Raw genomic sequence first — 17,204 nt, 5'->3', positions numbered from 1 at the left:
GTTCACCGGTCTGCAGTGCCTGACGCAAGACAGCACAAACAAGATAAAGGACGCCAACGCATGTACGCACTGTCCCCCACCCGCGAGCGCCGGCTGATCTGGCTGCTCGCGCTCGTGCAATTCACGATCATCATGGACTTCATGGTCATGATGCCGCTCGGCCCGCAGATCATGTCCGCGTTCCACATCACGCCCGCGGCCTTCGCGGCAGCCGTATCGGCTTACTCGTGGTGCTCGGGACTGTCGGGGCTCTTCGCCGCGACTTATATCGATCGATTCGACAGACGCCGGCTGCTGCTCGTCGCCTATGTGCTCTTTGCGCTCTCGAATCTGATCTGCGCGTTGACGACGAGCTACACGCTGCTGCTCGCGAGCCGCGCATTCGCGGGCATCACGGGCGGTGTACTGGGTGCGGGGGTCATGGCCATCGTCGCCGATGTCGTCCCGGTCGCAAGGCGCGGCGCCGCCACGGGCGTCATCATGACCTCGTTCTCGCTGGCCGCCATCGCGGGCGTGCCCGCGGGCGTGCTGCTCGGCGCACGTTTCGGCTGGGCCGCACCGTTCTGGCTGCTCGCGGCATTGAGCGCTTCGATCGGTTGCGTGGCGGCGCTCACCGTGCCTTCGCTGGTGGAGCATCTGCGCGCGGGGGCGCCGGCCATAGCCGATGCGCTGCCTGCGCTGTGGCGCATGCTCTCGCGTGTGCGCCATCTCAAGGCGTTTGCGCTCACGTTCACGATGATGCTCGCGCACATGCTCGTCATCCCGTTCATTTCGCCAGTGCTCGTGGCGAATCATGGCGTGGCGCCCGGCCGCATCTCATGGCTCTACATGGCAGGCGGAGCGGCAACGTTCTTCACCTCGCGCGCGGTCGGCCGGCTGTCGGACCGCCTCGGCCATCGGCGCGTGTTTCGCATCTTCGGGTCGTTAGCGCTTTTGGCGGTCCTCGGCATGACGCACTTGCCCGCGTTATCGTTCGCCGTCATGGTGCCGTTCTTCGCGCTGTTCATGGTCATCAGTTCAGGGCGCATGGTGCCGCTGCAAGCCATCCTGACCACGGTGCCGGAGGCGGCCGAGCGCGGTGCTTTCCTGAGCGCCAACGGCGCGGTGCAGGCGCTCGGCACGGGTTTTGGCGCATGGATCGGCGGCATGTTGCTGTCGACCGATGCGGCCGGACATGTGCTCGGCTATGGCACGAACGGCTGGCTTTCCGTCTCGCTCGCCGCACTGGCGCTCGTGTGGATCGGCCGCGTCACGAGCGCGCCCGCGGCCCGCGAGCCGCTGCGCGTCGTGACGGGCAGGGACGACATTGCGCCCGACGCCCGGCCAACGCTCGCATCAGAGGGCTGACCAAAGCATGGGCGCCTAGGCAACATGCGCGGGCTTCGACTCGCGCTCGCCCGTACGCGCAAGCACCGGCGCGAGCGCCGCCCCCGTATGGCTCTCGCGCACGCGCGAGAGCGATTCCGGATCGGTCGCGGCCACGACAGTGCCGCCACCCGCACCGCCCTCCGGACCCAGATCGACGATCCAGTCGGCCTCCGCGATCACGTCGAGATCGTGTTCGATGACAACGACGCTATGCCCCGCATCGACAAGCCGATGCAGCACGCGAATGAGCCGCGCGACATCGGCCATGTGCAAACCGACCGTCGGCTCGTCGAGCACGTAAAGCGTATGCGGCGCCTTCTGTCCGCGCCGCGTCACGTCATCGCGCACCTTGGCGAGCTCGGTCACGAGCTTGATGCGCTGCGCCTCGCCCCCGGATAACGTCGGCGAGGGCTGACCCAGCGTCAAATAGCCGAGTCCGACATCCTTCATCAGTTGCAGCGGGTGCGCGATGCTCGGCATGGCCGAAAAGAACTCGACCGCCTCATCGATCTCCATCGTCAGCACTTCGCCGATATTGCGTCCGCGCCACGTCACGGCAAGCGTTTCGGGGTTGAAGCGCTGTCCATGGCAAACATCGCAGGGTACTTTGACGTCGGGCAAAAAGCTCATGCCGATCGTTCGCACGCCCTGCCCTTCGCAAGCGGGACAGCGCCCGTCGCCGGTATTGAACGAAAAACGCGAAGCCGCATAGCCACGCGCGCGCGCCTCCAGCGTATCGGCGAAGAGCTTGCGAATCGTGTCCCATACGCCGATGTACGTTGCGGGGCACGAGCGCGGCGTTTTTCCGATCGGTGTCTGATCGACTTCGAGCACGCGGTCGATGGCTTCAAAGCCCGTCACCGCGCGACAACCCTGCCAGCGATGTTCGACTTCGATCCGTGCGGGCGCGTCCGTTGCACTCGCAGCGCGCCCCCATCGGCGGGGGGCGGCGCTCGGCGCGGCACGTCGCGCGCGGCGTACCGCGGGCGATGACAGCACCGAGCGACCGACCGCGTCGAGCAGATTCGTCATCAATACATCGCGCGCCAGTGTCGATTTGCCCGAGCCGGACACGCCCGTGACGGCCACGAGGCGCGCAAGCGGAATGTCGACCGTGATATCGCGCAGGTTGTGAAGGTGCGCGCCGTGAACGGTCAGCCAACGTTCGGGGGAACTGGGTGACGAGAGATCGGCCGTCGTCGCCTTCGTGCCCGTGCCCGTGCCCGTGCCCGTTTTCGTTTTGCCGTTGCCCGCACGACGTAACGGATGCACCGGGCGGCGCGGTTGCAGCGGATGAACGATCGGATGCGCGAGGAACTGCCCCGTCAGCGATTCCGGGTGCGTGGCGAGATCGCTCACCCCGCCTTCGGCCACGAGCCGGCCGCCGCGCTTGCCGGCGCCGGGACCGATGTCGATGATGTGATCGGCTCGCCGAATGGTGTCTTCGTCGTGCTCGACGACGACGAGCGTGTTGCCCTTGTCGCCCAACTGACGCAAGGCATCGAGCAATATCCGGTTGTCGCGCGGATGCAGCCCGATCGTCGGTTCGTCGAGCACGTAGCACACGCCCTGCAGATTGCTGCCGAGTTGCGCGGCAAGACGAATGCGCTGCGCCTCGCCGCCCGACAAGCTCGGTGCCGCACGATCGAGGCTCAGATAGCCGAGCCCCACTTCTTCGAGAAACTGCAGGCGGCTCGCGATCTCGCTGACGACGTCGCGCGCGATCTGCGCATCGCGCCCTGCGAGCTCGAGCGAATCGATCCAGCGACGCGTCTCGGTGACGGTCCACCGGCCGATGTCGACGATCGAATGCGAATCGAACGTCACGGCCCGCGCGACCGCGTTCAGACGTGTGCCACCGCAATCGGGGCAAGGCGTATCGCCGACGTCCTCGGGTTCGAGCTCTTCGCTCGGCAAGCTCTGCTCGCGGCCGCGGCCATCGTCGGCAAATGCGGTATCGTCGAACGCGGCACGCTGCTCGCGTGTCAGCGCAAGTCCGGTTCCGACGCAGGTTTCACACCAGCCATGCTTGCTGTTGTACGAAAACATGCGCGGATCGAGTTCGGGATAGCTCGTTGCACAGACAGGACAGGCCCGCTTGACCGACAGCACCTCGAGTTCGCCGAGATGCGCATGCTCGCCTCCCTGGGACAGCATATCGGCAAGCCCGTCGAGCGGTGCCAGCAGATGCATGACGCCTTTACCAAGCTCCAGCGCCTGATCGAGCGCACGGCGCAGCTCGCTCTCGCGGTCGGCGGAAATCACGAGGTCCGCCACCGGCAGCTCGATCGTATGTTCGCGAAACCGTTCGAGCCTCGGCCACGGGTCGACAGCAACGAACTGGCCGTCCACACGCAGATGCGTATGGCCGCGCGCCTTCGCCCACTTGGCGAGATCGGTATAAACGCCCTTGCGATTCACCACCAACGGTGCCAGCAAGCCGACATGCTGGCCGGCATAATCGCGCAGCAGTTGCGCGGCGATCGATTCGACGCTTTGTGGCGTGACGGCGGCACCGTCGTGGACGCAATGCTGCACGCCGAGCTTGACGTACAACAGGCGCAAGAAATGCCAGACTTCGGAGGTCGTTGCCACCGTGCTCTTGCGGCCCCCGCGAGACAGGCGCTGCTCGATCGCAACCGTTGGCGGGATGCCATACACCGCATCCACCTCGGGCCGGCCGGCGGGCTGAACGATCGAGCGCGCATAGGCGTTCAGCGACTCCAGATAGCGGCGCTGCCCCTCGTGAAAAAGGATGTCGAAGGCCAGCGTCGATTTGCCCGAGCCGGACACGCCCGTCACCACACTGAACTTTCCGTGCGGAATGTCGACGTCGAGGGATTTGAGGTTGTGCTCGCGCGCGTTGACGATGCGAATGGCGTCTTCGCCCGCGATGGGTTGCCTCGCCCGCGCCGCTGTCAATGCGGCCTGAAGCGGCACGCCGGCTTCGACATCGGCCGATGTGTGCGCCATCTCGCTCAGCGCCTCATCGTATTGGAGCAGCGCTTGCCCCGTATGCGACGCTGCGCATGCCTTCACGTCGTCCACGGTGCCCGCCACGACGATCTGCCCGCCGCCGTCACCGCCCTCGGGGCCGAGATCGACGATCCAATCCGCAGCACGCACGACATCGAGATTGTGTTCGATGACGAGCAGCGAATGCCCGCGCGCGAGCAATTTGCCGAATGCGCGCATGAGCTTGGCGATATCGTCGAAATGCAGACCGGTGGTGGGCTCGTCGAACATGAAAAGCCGCCCGCCCGGCGCTGACCCGGCGCCTGGCTTGGCCGCGGTCTCCGCCAGAAATCCGGCGAGCTTGAGCCGCTGTGCCTCGCCGCCCGACAGCGTCGGCACCGGCTGCCCCAGCTTCACGTACTCGAGCCCGACATCGACTATCGGCTCCAGCACGCGCAAGACGTCCGCATCGTTCGAGAACCACGCAACGGCCTCGCTCACGGTCAGTTCCAGCACATCGGCAATCGACAGCGCGCGCGCACCGCGCTCGAGCTTCACCTCGAGTACCTCGGCCCGATAGCGGCGGCCATCGCAGTCGGGGCATCGCAGATAGACGTCCGAGAGAAACTGCATTTCGATGTGCTCGAAACCGGAGCCGCCGCACGTCGGGCATCGGCCATCGCCCGAATTAAAACTGAACGTGCCGGCCGTATAACCGCGCTGCAGCGCGAGCGGGGCCTTCGCGAACAGCTTGCGGATCTCGTCGAAGGCGCCGACGTAGCTCGCCGGATTGGAGCGTGCGGTCTTTCCGATCGGCGATTGATCGACGAACACCGCATCGGCGATCCATTCGGCACCGCTCAGCGCCCGGTGCGCTCCCGGCGTCTCCGTGGCTTTGCCCAGTTGCCGCGCAAGTGCGGGATAAAGGACGTCCTGGATCAGCGTCGACTTGCCCGAACCGGAGACGCCCGTTACGCAAACGAGCCGTGCAAGCGGAATCTCCACGGTCACGTCGCGCAGGTTGTGCTCGCTCGCGCCTGCGAGCACGAGCCGCGGCGTCGATGCGTCGACGGGCCGCCCAGCCCAATGCGTCGCATCGGCGACGTGCCGCCGCGAACCGAGATAGTCGCCGGTGAGCGTCGGCGCGGTGCGAATGTCGTCAGGCGCGCCGTCATAGACGATGGTGCCGCCGCGCTCACCGGGCCCGGGTCCCATGTCGATGAGTCGGTCGGCCGCGAGCATCACCGATGGATCATGCTCGACGACGACGAGCGTATTGCCGGCATCGCGCAAACGCCGCATCGCTTCCACGATACGGTTCAAATCGCGCGGATGCAGGCCGATGCTCGGCTCGTCGAGGACGAACAGCGTCTTCGTGAGCGATGTGCCGAGCGCCGTCGTCAAATTGATCCGCTGCACCTCGCCGCCCGAAAGCGTGCGGCTTTGCCGGTCTAGCGTCAGATAGCCGAGCCCCACGTCGCAGAGATACTTCAGCCGCGTACGCACTTCCGCGATCAGCAGCTTGAGCGCATCGTCGAGCAAGGCGCTCGGCAAGCTCAGCGTATCGAAGAACTGGCGGATGCGCGAGATCGGCAACAGCATCACGTCGTGCACGGTCAGTCCAGGTAACGCGTGCAATTGTGCCGGCGTCCAAGCCGTACCGTTCGGCATGAACCGCAACTCCGGCGCAAGCACCGCATCCGCGTTTTCCTTGGTGCCGAGCCGCCACAGCAGCGATTCAGTCTTCAGCCGCGCGCCGCCGCAGGCCTCGCAGGGGGTATAGCTGCGATATTTCGACAGCAGCACCCGGATGTGCATCTTGTAGGCTTTCGATTCCAGATAGCCGAAAAACCGGCGCACGCCGTACCAATGGCGCTGCCATGCGCCGTCCCAGTCCGGAGAGCCTTCGATGACCCACTCGCGTTCGGCCTCCGTGAGCTCCGACCACGGCACGTTCGTGCGAACGCGAGCGCGTGCGGCGTAACGCATCAGGTCGTCCTGGCACTCCTTCCACGCCGGCGTCTGCATCGGTTTGATCGCTCCGCCCGCGAGCGTCTTGCGCGCATCGGGAATGACGAGCCCGAGATCCACGCCGATGACGCGGCCAAAGCCGCGGCAAACCTCGCACGCGCCGTAGGCCGAGTTGAACGAGAACAGTCCGGGCTGGGGATCCGCATAACGCAAATCGCTGTCCGGGCAGTGCAGTCCCGTCGAAAACCGCCAGATGAGCGGCGCCGCCAGATCCTCAGCCGCGCTCGCCGTCCCGCTGCGGTCCGGTTGCTCGGAGCGTCCCGCACCCTCCGCCAGCACATAGACGTTCACTCGACCTGCACCACGCTTGAGCGACGCTTCGATCGCCTCGACCACACGTACCTTCTCGGTTCCATGAATACGGGACCGGTCGGCCACGACATCGAGCACCTTGCGCACGCCGCCGCTCGTTTGCTGCTCGCGCTCGGCCTGCACACGCGTATAGCCGCTCGCGGACAGCCACTCGCCGATCTCTTCGGCACTCGCGCTTTCGGGCAACTCGACGGGGAACGTGACGACTACGCGCGGGTTGTCCGGGACGGTGCGCTCGAGCAGCTCGGCGTAGATGGTCTCGGGCGTATCGTGACGCACCGGTTGCGCCGTCACCTTGTCGAAAAGTTGTGCCGCGCGCGCATACAGCAGCTTCAGGTGATCGTTGAGCTCGGTCATCGTGCCGACGGTCGAGCGCGAACTGCGCACCGGATTCGTCTGGTCGATGGCAATCGCCGGCGGCACGCCGTCTACCCGGTCGACCTGCGGGCGATCCATACGGTCGAGGAACTGGCGTGCATAAGCGCTGAACGTTTCCACGTAGCGGCGCTGCCCCTCGGCGTAAAGGGTGTCGAACACCAGGCTCGACTTGCCCGATCCCGAGGGTCCGGTGACAACGGTCATTTCCCCCGTCCGCAAATCGAGATCGATATTTTTGAGATTGTGCTGACGAGCTCCGCGAATGCGGATCACTCCGAAAGTCATGGAACGGTCCCTCTATACGCGCGTGCTGCGCTTCAATTCGATGTCGTCGCTCGCCATTTCGAGACAAGCGGCGGTCAGGGGTGCAATGATAGTCCCGCGCGCGGCACTGCGTTGCACCCGCGCGCGACGTTTCTTCGTTTGTTCCGGGTGTCATCGGCGCCAATAGAGGCGCGCGTCGATTGCTCGCGCAATGCGGCTAATGGGACGTTTTCGGCGATGCGGCGAAACGGGGGGAAACGGGGCGAAACGGGGGGAATCAGCTCTCGTTTCCCAGTGCCTGCGCCACGCGTTCGCGCAGCACCGGCACGAGCTCGCGCTCGAACCACGGATGATGCTTGAACCAACCTTGGTTACGCGGCGACGGGTGCGGCAGCGGCAGCCGTGCAGGGCCGTAGTCGCGCCATGCCGCGACGGTTTCCGTCAGCGTCGCGCGCCGGTCGCTCCGTAGAAAATGCTGCTGCGCATAGGTGCCGATAAGCAGTGTCAGCTCGATATGCGGCAGTTCGGCCAACACCCGGTCGAGCCATAGTGCCGCGCATTCGCGACGCGGCGGCAAATCGCCCGATGCGCCGCGCCCCGGGTAGCAATACGCCATTGGAAGCAACGCGATGCGTCGCTCATCGTAAAAAAGCGCGGGGTCGACACCCATCCACTCGCGCAGGCGCTCGCCGCTGCGGTCATTCCATGGTATGCCCGTGGCATGCACGCGCGAGCCGGGGGCCTGGCCGACGACGAGCACGCGCGCGCCGCGGCCAACCTGCAAAACGGGCCGGGGGCCCAGCGGCAGATGCGACTCGCAAGCGCGGCACGCGCGGATTTCGGTCAACAATGCGGACAGACGAGAGGAGGAGCGGGAGGACATCGAACTCGATCGAACGGCTGCGTCGTTCGCGGTTATCGGCGGTGCGAGAGCTTGCGCTCGAGATAGTCGCGCAGCGCGACGGCCTGATTATGCTCCGGATCGCGCGCGCCATAGACGAGCGTGATCGGGCCCTGTGACGCCGCTTCCAGCAGCGGCTCCCATGCTGCTCGATTGGCATCGAGTTCGGCGCGGTAGCGCTCGACGAAGTCGTCCCAACGCTGCGGGTCGTGGCCGAACCATCGTCTCAGCTCATTGCTCGGCGCGACATCGCGAAGCCATTGTTCGATGCGCAAAGCATCCTTCCTGATGCCGCGCGGCCAGACCCGATCGACGAGATAACGCGAACCGTCGTCGTCTCCCGGCGGGTCGTACGCCCGCGCCACACCGATTCGAACGTGCTTCATCATGCCCTTCTTGCCATGTGTCGAGTTCAAGCCGAGCCGTGCATCCCGTTGCCGCTACGCCTTCGCTTGCTCGAGTGTCGCATCGAGCGCACGCGCGGCGGCGCGATCGCCTGGCTTGACCAGCGCGGCGCGCAGTACGATCTGCCGGTTGTGCCCGGCTGCGGCGGGGGAATCCCATATCAATTCGACGTGCGAGCGGCGTGCCTGCCCGCCCCCCTGCGGCAGGCGCGCCGCCGGAGCGGGCCCCCGACGCGCGGTCGCGGGTTCGCTCACGAGCGGATGAGCGGTTTCGATGGCTTCGCTTGGGGACCACTTCACGGAAAGCTCCCGCATATCGTACTGACCGAGCTTGCGGCTTTCGATCCAGACGACAGCGGTCTGCGCAGCAGCATCGAGTGCGATCGCATAGCGTCCGATCGCAAAACGCCGTGCGGCGACATTCGTGCGCCAAAGCGGGCGCGGCCGGCAAATCCAGAGCACGGCTGCATACAGTGCGGGCCCGACGACGAGCCACCCGTTGGTCTCGGTCACCGCATACACCGTGTCACGCCAGCCCGCCTGCCACGCAAAAAGGCCGATGGACCAGATCGCAAAGGCGAGCCCGAGCAGGGAAAAGAGCCGAAGGGCCTGACGCAACCGTTGCGGCAACGGATGAAACGGCCGTTCGGCACGAGCCCGCGCCCCTGGCAGGACGATCAGCAAAAACAAAAAGACAACGTTGACAGATGCCCAAGGCGAAGAGCTCATCGCCGAAAAAGCGGCGCCATAACCCATCTGGGCCATCGAAAACAACCATCGCGCAAGAAGGACGAGCCCGATCGCGCGCAGCGCGAAGACCGTCCCGGCGCCTGGCGCCGGGTTCTCCCGCGAACGGATCGGTCTCGTCAACTCATCCTCCTCTGAACGGACGGCACAGGGTCTGTCTCATGGCTGCCACGCGCTGTGGCAGCGCCATTATAGGAAGCCGCGCGGCACATGCCCGAAACGCTGTGGCAGCGCAGCACCGGCCGCGCGATCCTTTCGCGCATAAAACAAACGCCCCACCTGCCGCGGGGGCAGACGGGGCGTGGCACACCGGCACTCGGGCCCCGGCGCCGATCGCGCCAGCGACCCGGCACTCAACCGGCCGCGACTTCGCGCAGAACGGCGCGGCGCTTGCGGTGCACGAGAGTCTCGTACGACGCGATGTAGTTCTGCGCCATCACCTTCGACGTAAAGCGCTGCTCGAAAGCCTTGCGTACCGTTTCGCGCGGCAGCGTATGCAGGCGGTTGACGGCCGCCACAGCCGACAGCTCGTCCTCGACCACGAACCCCGACACGCCGTTTTCGATGACTTCGGGTACCGAGCCGCGCTTGAACGCGATCACGGGCGTGCCGCAAGCCATCGATTCGATCATGACAAGCCCAAACGGCTCCGGCCAGTCGATCGGGAACAGGAGCGCATGCGCGCCGCCGAGGAACTCGGCCTTTTCCGCCTCGCTGATTTCGCCGATGTACTCGACGTGCGGCAACGACATCAACGGCTTGATCTGCTCTTCGTAGTAAGCGCGGTCCGCCTTGTCGAGCTTCGCCGCGATCTTGATCGGCATGCCCGCCTTTTCGGCGATGCGGATTGCCGTATCGACACGCTTTTCGGGCGAAATCCGCCCGAGGAACGCCAGATAGCTCGGCTTGACGTCGGTGCGGGGCGTCAGCAGGTTCTCGGGCAGCCCGTGATAGACGGTGGACAGCCAGTGCGCTTGCGGCAGCGGCGTACGCTGGTTATCGGAGATCGACACCACCGGCACGTCGTTGAACGTATTGAAGATCGGCTGCAGTTCCGGCAGATCGAGGCGGCCATGCAACGTCGTCAGGTGCGGCGTGGGCTGGCGCGAGAACAGCGAGAACGGGTAATAGTCGATATGGAAATGCAGCACGTCGAAATCCTGCGCCCGGCGGTGCACTTCCTCGAGCAGCAGCATATGCGGAGCCATCGTGTCGCGGATCGACGGGTCGAGCCGCAGTGCCTGCGGCCAGAATGCCTCGAGCTTCGCCGATGTCTGGGAATCGCCGCTCGCGAACAGCGTCACATCGTGCCCGAGCTCGACCAGCGCTTCAGTCAAATAAGACACCACGCGTTCCGTCCCGCCATACAGTTTCGGGGGAACCGCCTCATGCAAAGGAGCGATTTGAGCGATCCGCATAGTGATGAACTCCTAATAAAAATTCAGGCAAAAAAGACTGCTGTTTCTTGGAAGCGAATCGCCCGCTTGGCGACGAACGGCCCGGCTATTGCCGCTGACCCGCTGCGCTCATTTCTCGTTCAGACTTGCGGTGGTTCGCCTGATTGTGATCTTCCTTCTGGAAGCAATCACGGAGCCCGTTTCCGGGCGAGCTGGCCGATGGGCCGGCACGCCGCGAGCGCGAAGCTCTGGACGGGTTAACGCACCGCCTGCATAACCGTTGACCGGGTCGGCAGGAATTTCTAGGGGCTAACCCGTAGCGCGATTATCCTGCCGCTGCACTGCAGCACCGTAAAGGCTTTCAGAAATTTTACATTGTTACAATCAAGAAACACTCTGTCAATCCCGCTGTGCCGAGCGTCGCCTACACTGGGCGTCTGTGTCCTGCGGAATCCCGTTTCGGGGCGTCGATGCGCCCTTGCAGGCCATGCGCGGTCGTCCACGCGCCGCATTGGCCCGCGCTGCTGCATGCGAAGCGGGCAGCCCCTCGGCGATCCGGTAATCTTGACTGATTCCGGCGCCGTTTGAGTCGTGTCTCCATAGCGGACATCGCCGCACGTGGCGGTCCCGACAAGCCCGGCATGAGCCGTGCAACGCCTCGTTGTGCGTTGTGCTCATCCAACGCTTGCATCGAGGCGCCCGTCCGAACCACCCATGATTACGCGGATGTTTACAATGGCGGCTTGCCAAACCATCTCGATATTGGCTCGCGGTGCGCCATCCGCAGACTATCCTTTTCATGACTTCATCCGTTTTGCGTACACCGCACGAACAATTGGAACATTTGACCGTCGCCGAGCGTAACGCCCGCGATGCGAAGCTTTCGAGCTACGCGGATCGGCCCCTCGCCTTCCTGATGAGTTACATCCGCCGTCACCCGTTCGCGCACGCGATCGTGCTGACGAGTGTGTTCGCGGCTGTCAGTTGCGCGCTCGCCTCGCAATATGCGATCAAACATTTGATCGACGTGCTGGCGGCCGGCCGGAATCACCCGGGGGCGCTGTGGGGCGCATTCGCCATCCTCGTGGGGCTGATTGCCGCCGACAATCTGCTCTGGCGCATCGGCGGCTGGGTCGCGGCGCATGTGTTCGTGAACGTGACCGGCGACTTGCGGCGCGATCTGTTCCAGTACCTGAGCGGCCATTCGCCCACTTACTACGCCGAACGGCAGCCCGGCACGCTCGCGAGCCGCATCACGGCGACGTCGAACGCGGTCTATACGTCCGAAAACACGATGGCGTGGAACGTATTGCCTCCTTGCATCGCCGTGCTCGGTGCGATCGTGATGATCGTCACCGTCAACCCGATCATGGCGCTCAGCCTGATGCTCTGTTCGGCCATTCTGTCCGTCGTGCTGTTCAAGCTCGCGGGGCGCGGCTCATCGAGGCATCATCAGTTCGCGGCCAAGGCCGCGGCAGTCGACGGCGAGCTCGTCGACGTCATCGGCAACATGGGCCTCGTGAGAGCCTTCGGTATGACGCTGCGCGAGCAAAAACGCTTCGGCGCCACCGTACAAGCCGAAATGGCCGCCCGTCAGGAATCGTTGCTCTACCTCGAACGGCTGCGGCTCCTGCATGCGGGCGTCACCGCGCTGCTCTCGGCCGGCCTGCTCGGCTGGGCGCTTTGGCTCTGGAATCAGGGCCGCGCCACCTCGGGCGACATCGTGCTCGTGAGTTCGCTCGGTTTCACGATTCTGCACGGCACGCGCGATCTGGCCGTCGCGCTCGTCGACGTGACGCAGCACATTGCGCGGCTGGCCGAAGCCGTCAAAACGCTTTTGGAGCCGCATGGCATGCCCGATCGAGAGGATGCGGTGCCATTGCGCACGAGCGGCGGCAGGGTCGACTTCGAAGGGGTGACGTTCGCCTACCCGCGGCGGCGTCCGATTCTCGATCACTTCGATCTGCATATCGCGGCAGGCCAGCGCGTGGGGTTGGTCGGCAAGTCGGGCGCCGGCAAATCGACGGTGCTCGCGCTATTGCAGCGCTTTTACGAGACACAGGGCGGTTCGATCGAGATCGACGGGCAGGACATCGGTTCCGTCACGCAGGAAAGCCTGCGTCATGCGATTGCACTCGTGCCGCAAGACATTGCGCTGTTTCACAGAACCGTCTACGAAAACATTGCCTACGGTCGCCCCGACGCCACGCCCGACGAAGTCCGCGCGGCCGCGCGCGAAGCGCGCTGCACCGACTTCATCGAGGCGATGCCCGACGGCTTCGACACGATCGTCGGCGATCGCGGCGTCAAGCTGTCCGGCGGTCAGCGGCAACGGATTGCGATCGCACGCGCCATCCTCAAAAACGCACCGATCCTGCTGCTCGACGAAGCCACTTCGGCACTCGACAGTGCCTCCGAAGAAGCGATTCAACAAGCCCTCGACCGGCTCATGGTCGGGCGCACGGTGATTGCGATCGCGCACCGGCTTTCGACGCTGCAGAACTTCGACCGGATCATCGTGATGAGTGCCGGCAAGGTTATCGACGACGGCTCGCCCGAAGAACTGCGCAACCGTCCCGGCATCTATCGCGACCTGCTGGCGAAGCAGCACGGCAAAGGCGTGGTGCTGCATCCGGGCGGACGCAAAGTCGGCGAGCACGTTGCATAGCGCATCGATGCGCCGGCCTGCTGAGTCGGAACAGGAACGCGAGCCGGCTACCGGCCCAGTTCAGGCCACCACCGCTTTGCGCGCCGCTCGCGCTCGCACGGCCCGTGGCTTGTCGGCCGCACCCCGGTTGAGATCGCGCAGAAAATTGTCGCGCCAGATGGAGACATTGTTGTCGCGCAACTGGGCGATCATGTCGCGATAGCGCGCACGGCGCTCCGCGAGCGGCATGGCGAGCGCCTCGCCGAGCGCGTCGGCCATTCCATCCACATCGATCGGATTGACGATCAGCGCGGCGGTGAGCTCTTGCGCGGCGCCGGCGAACTGCGACAGAACCAGCACACCCGGATCGTCGGGGTCTTGCGCCGAAACGTATTCCTTCGCCACCAGATTCATCCCATCGCGCAGCGGCGTCACATAGCCGACATGCGACTGGCGAAAGAGCGCCGCGAGCACCTGGCGTTCGTATTGCCGATGGATGTAGCGGATCGGCGTCCAATCGAACTCCGCGAAACGCCCGTTGATTCGGCCCGACTCCGCTTCGAGCCGCAGGCGAATGTCCTGATAGGCGTGCATATCGGCCCGCGTCGGCGGGGCGATCTGCACGAACGACACCCGGTTGCGAAATGCCGGCGAGCGATCGAGCAGGCGCTCGAATGCGCGAAACCGTTCGACGAGACCTTTCGAATAATCGAGACGGTCGACGCTCATGATCAGTTGTCGATCGTGCAGCGTGGCTTTCATCGTGCGCACCGGTTTGCCGCGCGCTCCAGCCTTCGCCAATTGCGCGATTTCATCGGGATAGACGCCGATTGGATACGCAGCCGCGCGCAGCGACCGGCCGAAGGCGCGGATCGATGCCGGTTGTGTGCCGTCCGTGTCGTCCACCTGCCCTGCGGCTTCGTGCACGATGTAGTCGCAAAACGCACGCAGATCGGGCCGGGTCTGAAAGCCGAGCAGATCGAATGCGCACAGGGCTTTGACGAGATCCCGATGAGGCGGCACCGAAAGCAGGACCTGCGCCGCGGGAAACGGGATATGCAGAAAAAAACCTATACGGTTCTTCACGCCCGCCTCGCGCAACGCTTCGGCGAACGGAATCAGGTGATAGTCGTGCACCCAGATGACATCGTCGTCGCGCAACAGCGGTACGAGGTGCCCCGCAAGCCAGGCATTCACGCGCCGATAGCCTTCGAACTCGTGACGATCGTAATGCACGAGGTCCGCGCGATAGTGGAACGCGGGCCATAGCGTCGCATTCGAAAAACCGCGGTAGTACTGATCGTAATCGCGCCTTGCAAGCCCGACGGTGGCAAATGTGACGGGCCCGTGTTCGACGAGCTGGATCTGCGGCTGCCCCGACGACAGCACTTCGCCGCTCCAGCCGAACCACATGCCGCCGGTCTCCTTGAGCGCGTCGTAGACGCCGACTGCGAGACCGCCGGCGGCCGGGCCGCCCTCGGAAATCGGCGCGACGCGGTTCGAAACGATGATCAGGCGACTCATGAATTGCCGCGTGAAGCTGCTACCAGCGAAGCGAGCCACGCCCGAAATGCGTCGACCGACTCGATTCGCGCGCGCGCCGACGTGTCGCCCTCGCCCACCTTGATCGACAGGCCGCCGCGCGCGTTCACGACGGCGAAGCCTTTTTCGTCGGTGAGATCGTCGCCGGCGAACAGGGGTATGCGCCCCGCGAAAGGCGGCTCGTCGAGAAACGCGGCGAGCGCACGGCCTTTGTCGACGTTCTTCGGCTTGATCTCGTAGACCATCTTGCCCGGCTGCAGGACATAGGCATCGGCATGCTCGCCCACGAGCCGCTCCGCTGCCTCACGCGCGACAGGCTCGGCAAGCGGCGCGTTGCGGTAGTGCAGCGCAAGCGACGCGCCCTTGATTTCGAGCAGCATGCCGGGATGTAGGGTCACGAGTTCCGCGAGCGCGCGCTCCATGCGCACGAGGCGTGCATCATCGAAGCCGAGGCGCATGACGTCGCCCGCCGCATCGCGCCGTTCGGCGCCATGCAGCCCGGCCACCGGCAAATCGAACATGCCGAGAAAGCCGTCGATACTGTCGATTCCCCGCCCCGAGACAACAGCCACGGCGCCTCGCGAGAGGTACCGGAGTTCGGCGAGCGTGTCGAGCAGCGTGGGCGGAACGATCACGCCGTCAGGCGTGGAAGCGAGATCGACGAGCGTGCCGTCGAAATCGAAGAAAAACGCGGTCTCGGCAGGAGACAGGAAAGCCGGTAACGATTGCATCAGCAGAGTTCGTAAAGCGGCCCGGGGGGATGCCCGAACCCGAAAAGTAGAGGCATCTTACCGCGCCTTGCCGGCGATTTCGAGAAAATGGGTCGCAAGACTGCCCGGCAACGCGTCCGTTCGATGACCGCTCGGTGAAACAGATGGCTCGGCATTTTTCTGCGACAAATTGTCTCGACGTGCCCCGTCGCGGGTTCGCCGCCTGCAGCGGCACGGCTTTTGCGCTATAGTCGCAGGCGCTTCCCGCCTTGCGTCGAACGCGCTTGCGACGGTGCTCGGCCTTCGCCCGCCTGCATTTCTCGAGCCTCGGATGCCGCCCCATTCCCCTGCCGCCGGTTCGCCTTTAGAGGCACAGCCCTCATCGCTTTCTCCCGTGCAATCGCGGAATCGGTCGCTGCGTCGCGTAGTGCGGCTCGCGGCGACCGCGATGCTTGCCCTGCTCATGGCGGCGTGCTCCGAGCGCGGGGCGCCGTGGCAGTTGACGAATGTCAGCGGGCACTTGCCCGATCTGCAATTCTCACTGACCGGCGACGACGGCAAGCCCATCGACGCATCTGCCTTCAAGGGGCAGACGACACTCGTTTATTTCGGTTACACGCACTGCCCCGATGTCTGCCCCGAGACGATGGCGCGTCTGATGCAGGTCCTGGCCAAACTTCCGTCCAAGGACGCCGGACAGGTCCGCATTCTTTTCATCTCCGTCGATCCGGCCCGCGATACGCCGCAGTTGCTGCGCGAATACGTCGGCGCGTTCGATGCGCAACACGCGCGCGGTCTGACAGGAAGCGACCGACAGATCGAATCGCTTGCAAGGCGCTATCGTGTCGCTTACCAGATGGAGAAACGCGACCCGAAGGGCAATTACGAGGTCACGCACAGCTCGGCCGTCTATATTTTCGATGCGCAAGGCCATGCCCGGCTGCTTGCCACCGACCACGACTCGCCGGACGCGATCGCGCACGACCTGCGCCGCATCGTGGAAGGCGATGCTTGATATTTCCGATCTGCTCAGGAGCTCAATGGCTATGAACCGACGAACGACAACGCTGCGTTCCATTCGCGCTGCCGCTTTGGGGATATCGCTCGCTTTCACCCTTGCAACGGGGGCGGAGGCAGCCGAAACCGTGCATGCCTCCAACGCCTGGGTGCGGTGGTTACCGAACAAGCTGCCGGCGGCCGGATATGTGACGCTGACGAATAGCGGCGATAAACCCGTCGACCTCGATCTGGACCACGTGACGAGCCCCGATTACGGCAGCGTCATGCTTCATCAGACGGTGTCGAACGGATCGACGTCGCAAATGGAAATGGTCGAGAAAGCAACCGTTCCCGCACACGGTGTATTGAAGATCGCACCGGGCGGCTATCACTTCATGCTCGAGGAGGCCAAGCGCAAGATCGCGCCCGGCGATACGGTGCATTTGCGCATGAAGTTCTCCGACGGCACGACGCTCGACACACCGTTCGCCGTGAAGTCGCCTGGACAGGCTCAGTAAGCGGCACGCCGGACATCCAACTCTGCACACG

At 64.7% G+C, this 17,204-nt stretch carries 11 protein-coding genes; 4 read left to right on the top strand and 7 right to left on the bottom strand.

Annotation, left to right across the window (positions count from 1 at the left end; translation table 11 throughout):
- Positions 1 to 60 precede the first annotated feature (60 nt).
- Positions 61 to 1,347 (top strand): MFS transporter, encoded by a 1,287-nt coding sequence (locus ACR9ZC_RS12705; RefSeq protein ID WP_481580542.1) that lies wholly within the window; start codon positions 61 to 63, stop codon positions 1,345 to 1,347.
- A 15-nt stretch (positions 1,348 to 1,362) separates the two neighbouring features.
- Here the strand turns inward: ACR9ZC_RS12705 and uvrA are convergent, their stop codons facing one another.
- From uvrA to ACR9ZC_RS12680, 5 genes are all read right to left on the bottom strand, one after another.
- Positions 1,363 to 7,329 carry an excinuclease ABC subunit UvrA gene (gene uvrA / locus ACR9ZC_RS12700; RefSeq protein ID WP_481580541.1) on the bottom strand — a complete coding sequence of 1,989 codons (5,967 nt, stop codon included), beginning with the start codon at positions 7,327 to 7,329 and terminating at the stop codon, positions 1,363 to 1,365.
- Between the two features lie 256 nt (positions 7,330 to 7,585).
- A complete protein-coding gene (locus ACR9ZC_RS12695) occupies positions 7,586 to 8,191 on the bottom strand; it encodes a uracil-DNA glycosylase family protein (RefSeq protein ID WP_481580540.1) in 606 nt (201 codons plus the stop codon).
- 32 nt (positions 8,192 to 8,223) lie between these two features.
- A complete protein-coding gene (locus tag ACR9ZC_RS12690) occupies positions 8,224 to 8,625 on the bottom strand; it encodes a DUF488 domain-containing protein (RefSeq protein ID WP_414720183.1) in 402 nt (133 codons plus the stop codon).
- 24 nt (positions 8,626 to 8,649) lie between these two features.
- The gene (locus ACR9ZC_RS12685; RefSeq protein ID WP_481580539.1) at positions 8,650 to 9,483 is read right to left on the bottom strand and encodes a hypothetical protein; all 834 of its coding nucleotides are present in this window, start codon (positions 9,481 to 9,483) and stop codon (positions 8,650 to 8,652) included.
- Positions 9,484 to 9,713: 230 nt separating this feature from the next.
- Entirely contained in the window at positions 9,714 to 10,778 is a 1,065-nt protein-coding gene (locus ACR9ZC_RS12680; protein WP_481580538.1) for a glycosyltransferase family 4 protein, read from the bottom strand.
- 778 nt (positions 10,779 to 11,556) lie between these two features.
- On the opposite strand from ACR9ZC_RS12680, the gene ACR9ZC_RS12675 reads away from it, so the two are divergent.
- Complete coding sequence (locus ACR9ZC_RS12675; RefSeq protein ID WP_481580537.1) at positions 11,557 to 13,425, top strand: ABC transporter ATP-binding protein; 1,869 nt, start codon at positions 11,557 to 11,559, stop codon at positions 13,423 to 13,425.
- Positions 13,426 to 13,485: 60 nt separating this feature from the next.
- Here ACR9ZC_RS12675 and otsA read toward each other — a convergent pair whose 3' ends face one another.
- Positions 13,486 to 14,928, bottom strand: coding sequence for an alpha,alpha-trehalose-phosphate synthase (UDP-forming) (gene otsA / locus ACR9ZC_RS12670; RefSeq protein WP_481580536.1), 1,443 nt, complete (start codon positions 14,926 to 14,928; stop codon positions 13,486 to 13,488).
- Positions 14,925 to 15,677 (bottom strand): trehalose-phosphatase, encoded by a 753-nt coding sequence (otsB, locus tag ACR9ZC_RS12665; RefSeq protein ID WP_481580535.1) that lies wholly within the window; start codon positions 15,675 to 15,677, stop codon positions 14,925 to 14,927. The genes otsA and otsB overlap by 4 nt, the downstream gene beginning before the upstream one ends.
- Positions 15,678 to 15,987: 310 nt before the next feature.
- On the opposite strand from otsB, the gene ACR9ZC_RS12660 reads away from it, so the two are divergent.
- A complete protein-coding gene (locus ACR9ZC_RS12660) occupies positions 15,988 to 16,671 on the top strand; it encodes an SCO family protein (protein ID WP_481580534.1) in 684 nt (227 codons plus the stop codon).
- Between the two features lie 31 nt (positions 16,672 to 16,702).
- Positions 16,703 to 17,173 carry a copper chaperone PCu(A)C gene (locus ACR9ZC_RS12655; protein ID WP_173260757.1) on the top strand — a complete coding sequence of 157 codons (471 nt, stop codon included), beginning with the start codon at positions 16,703 to 16,705 and terminating at the stop codon, positions 17,171 to 17,173.
- The last annotated feature ends 31 nt before the right edge of the window (positions 17,174 to 17,204 follow it).

The sequence above is a fragment of the Trinickia sp. HAY1-2D genome, assembly GCF_056754935.1.
This window is presented reverse-complemented; position numbering and strand designations above follow the sequence as displayed.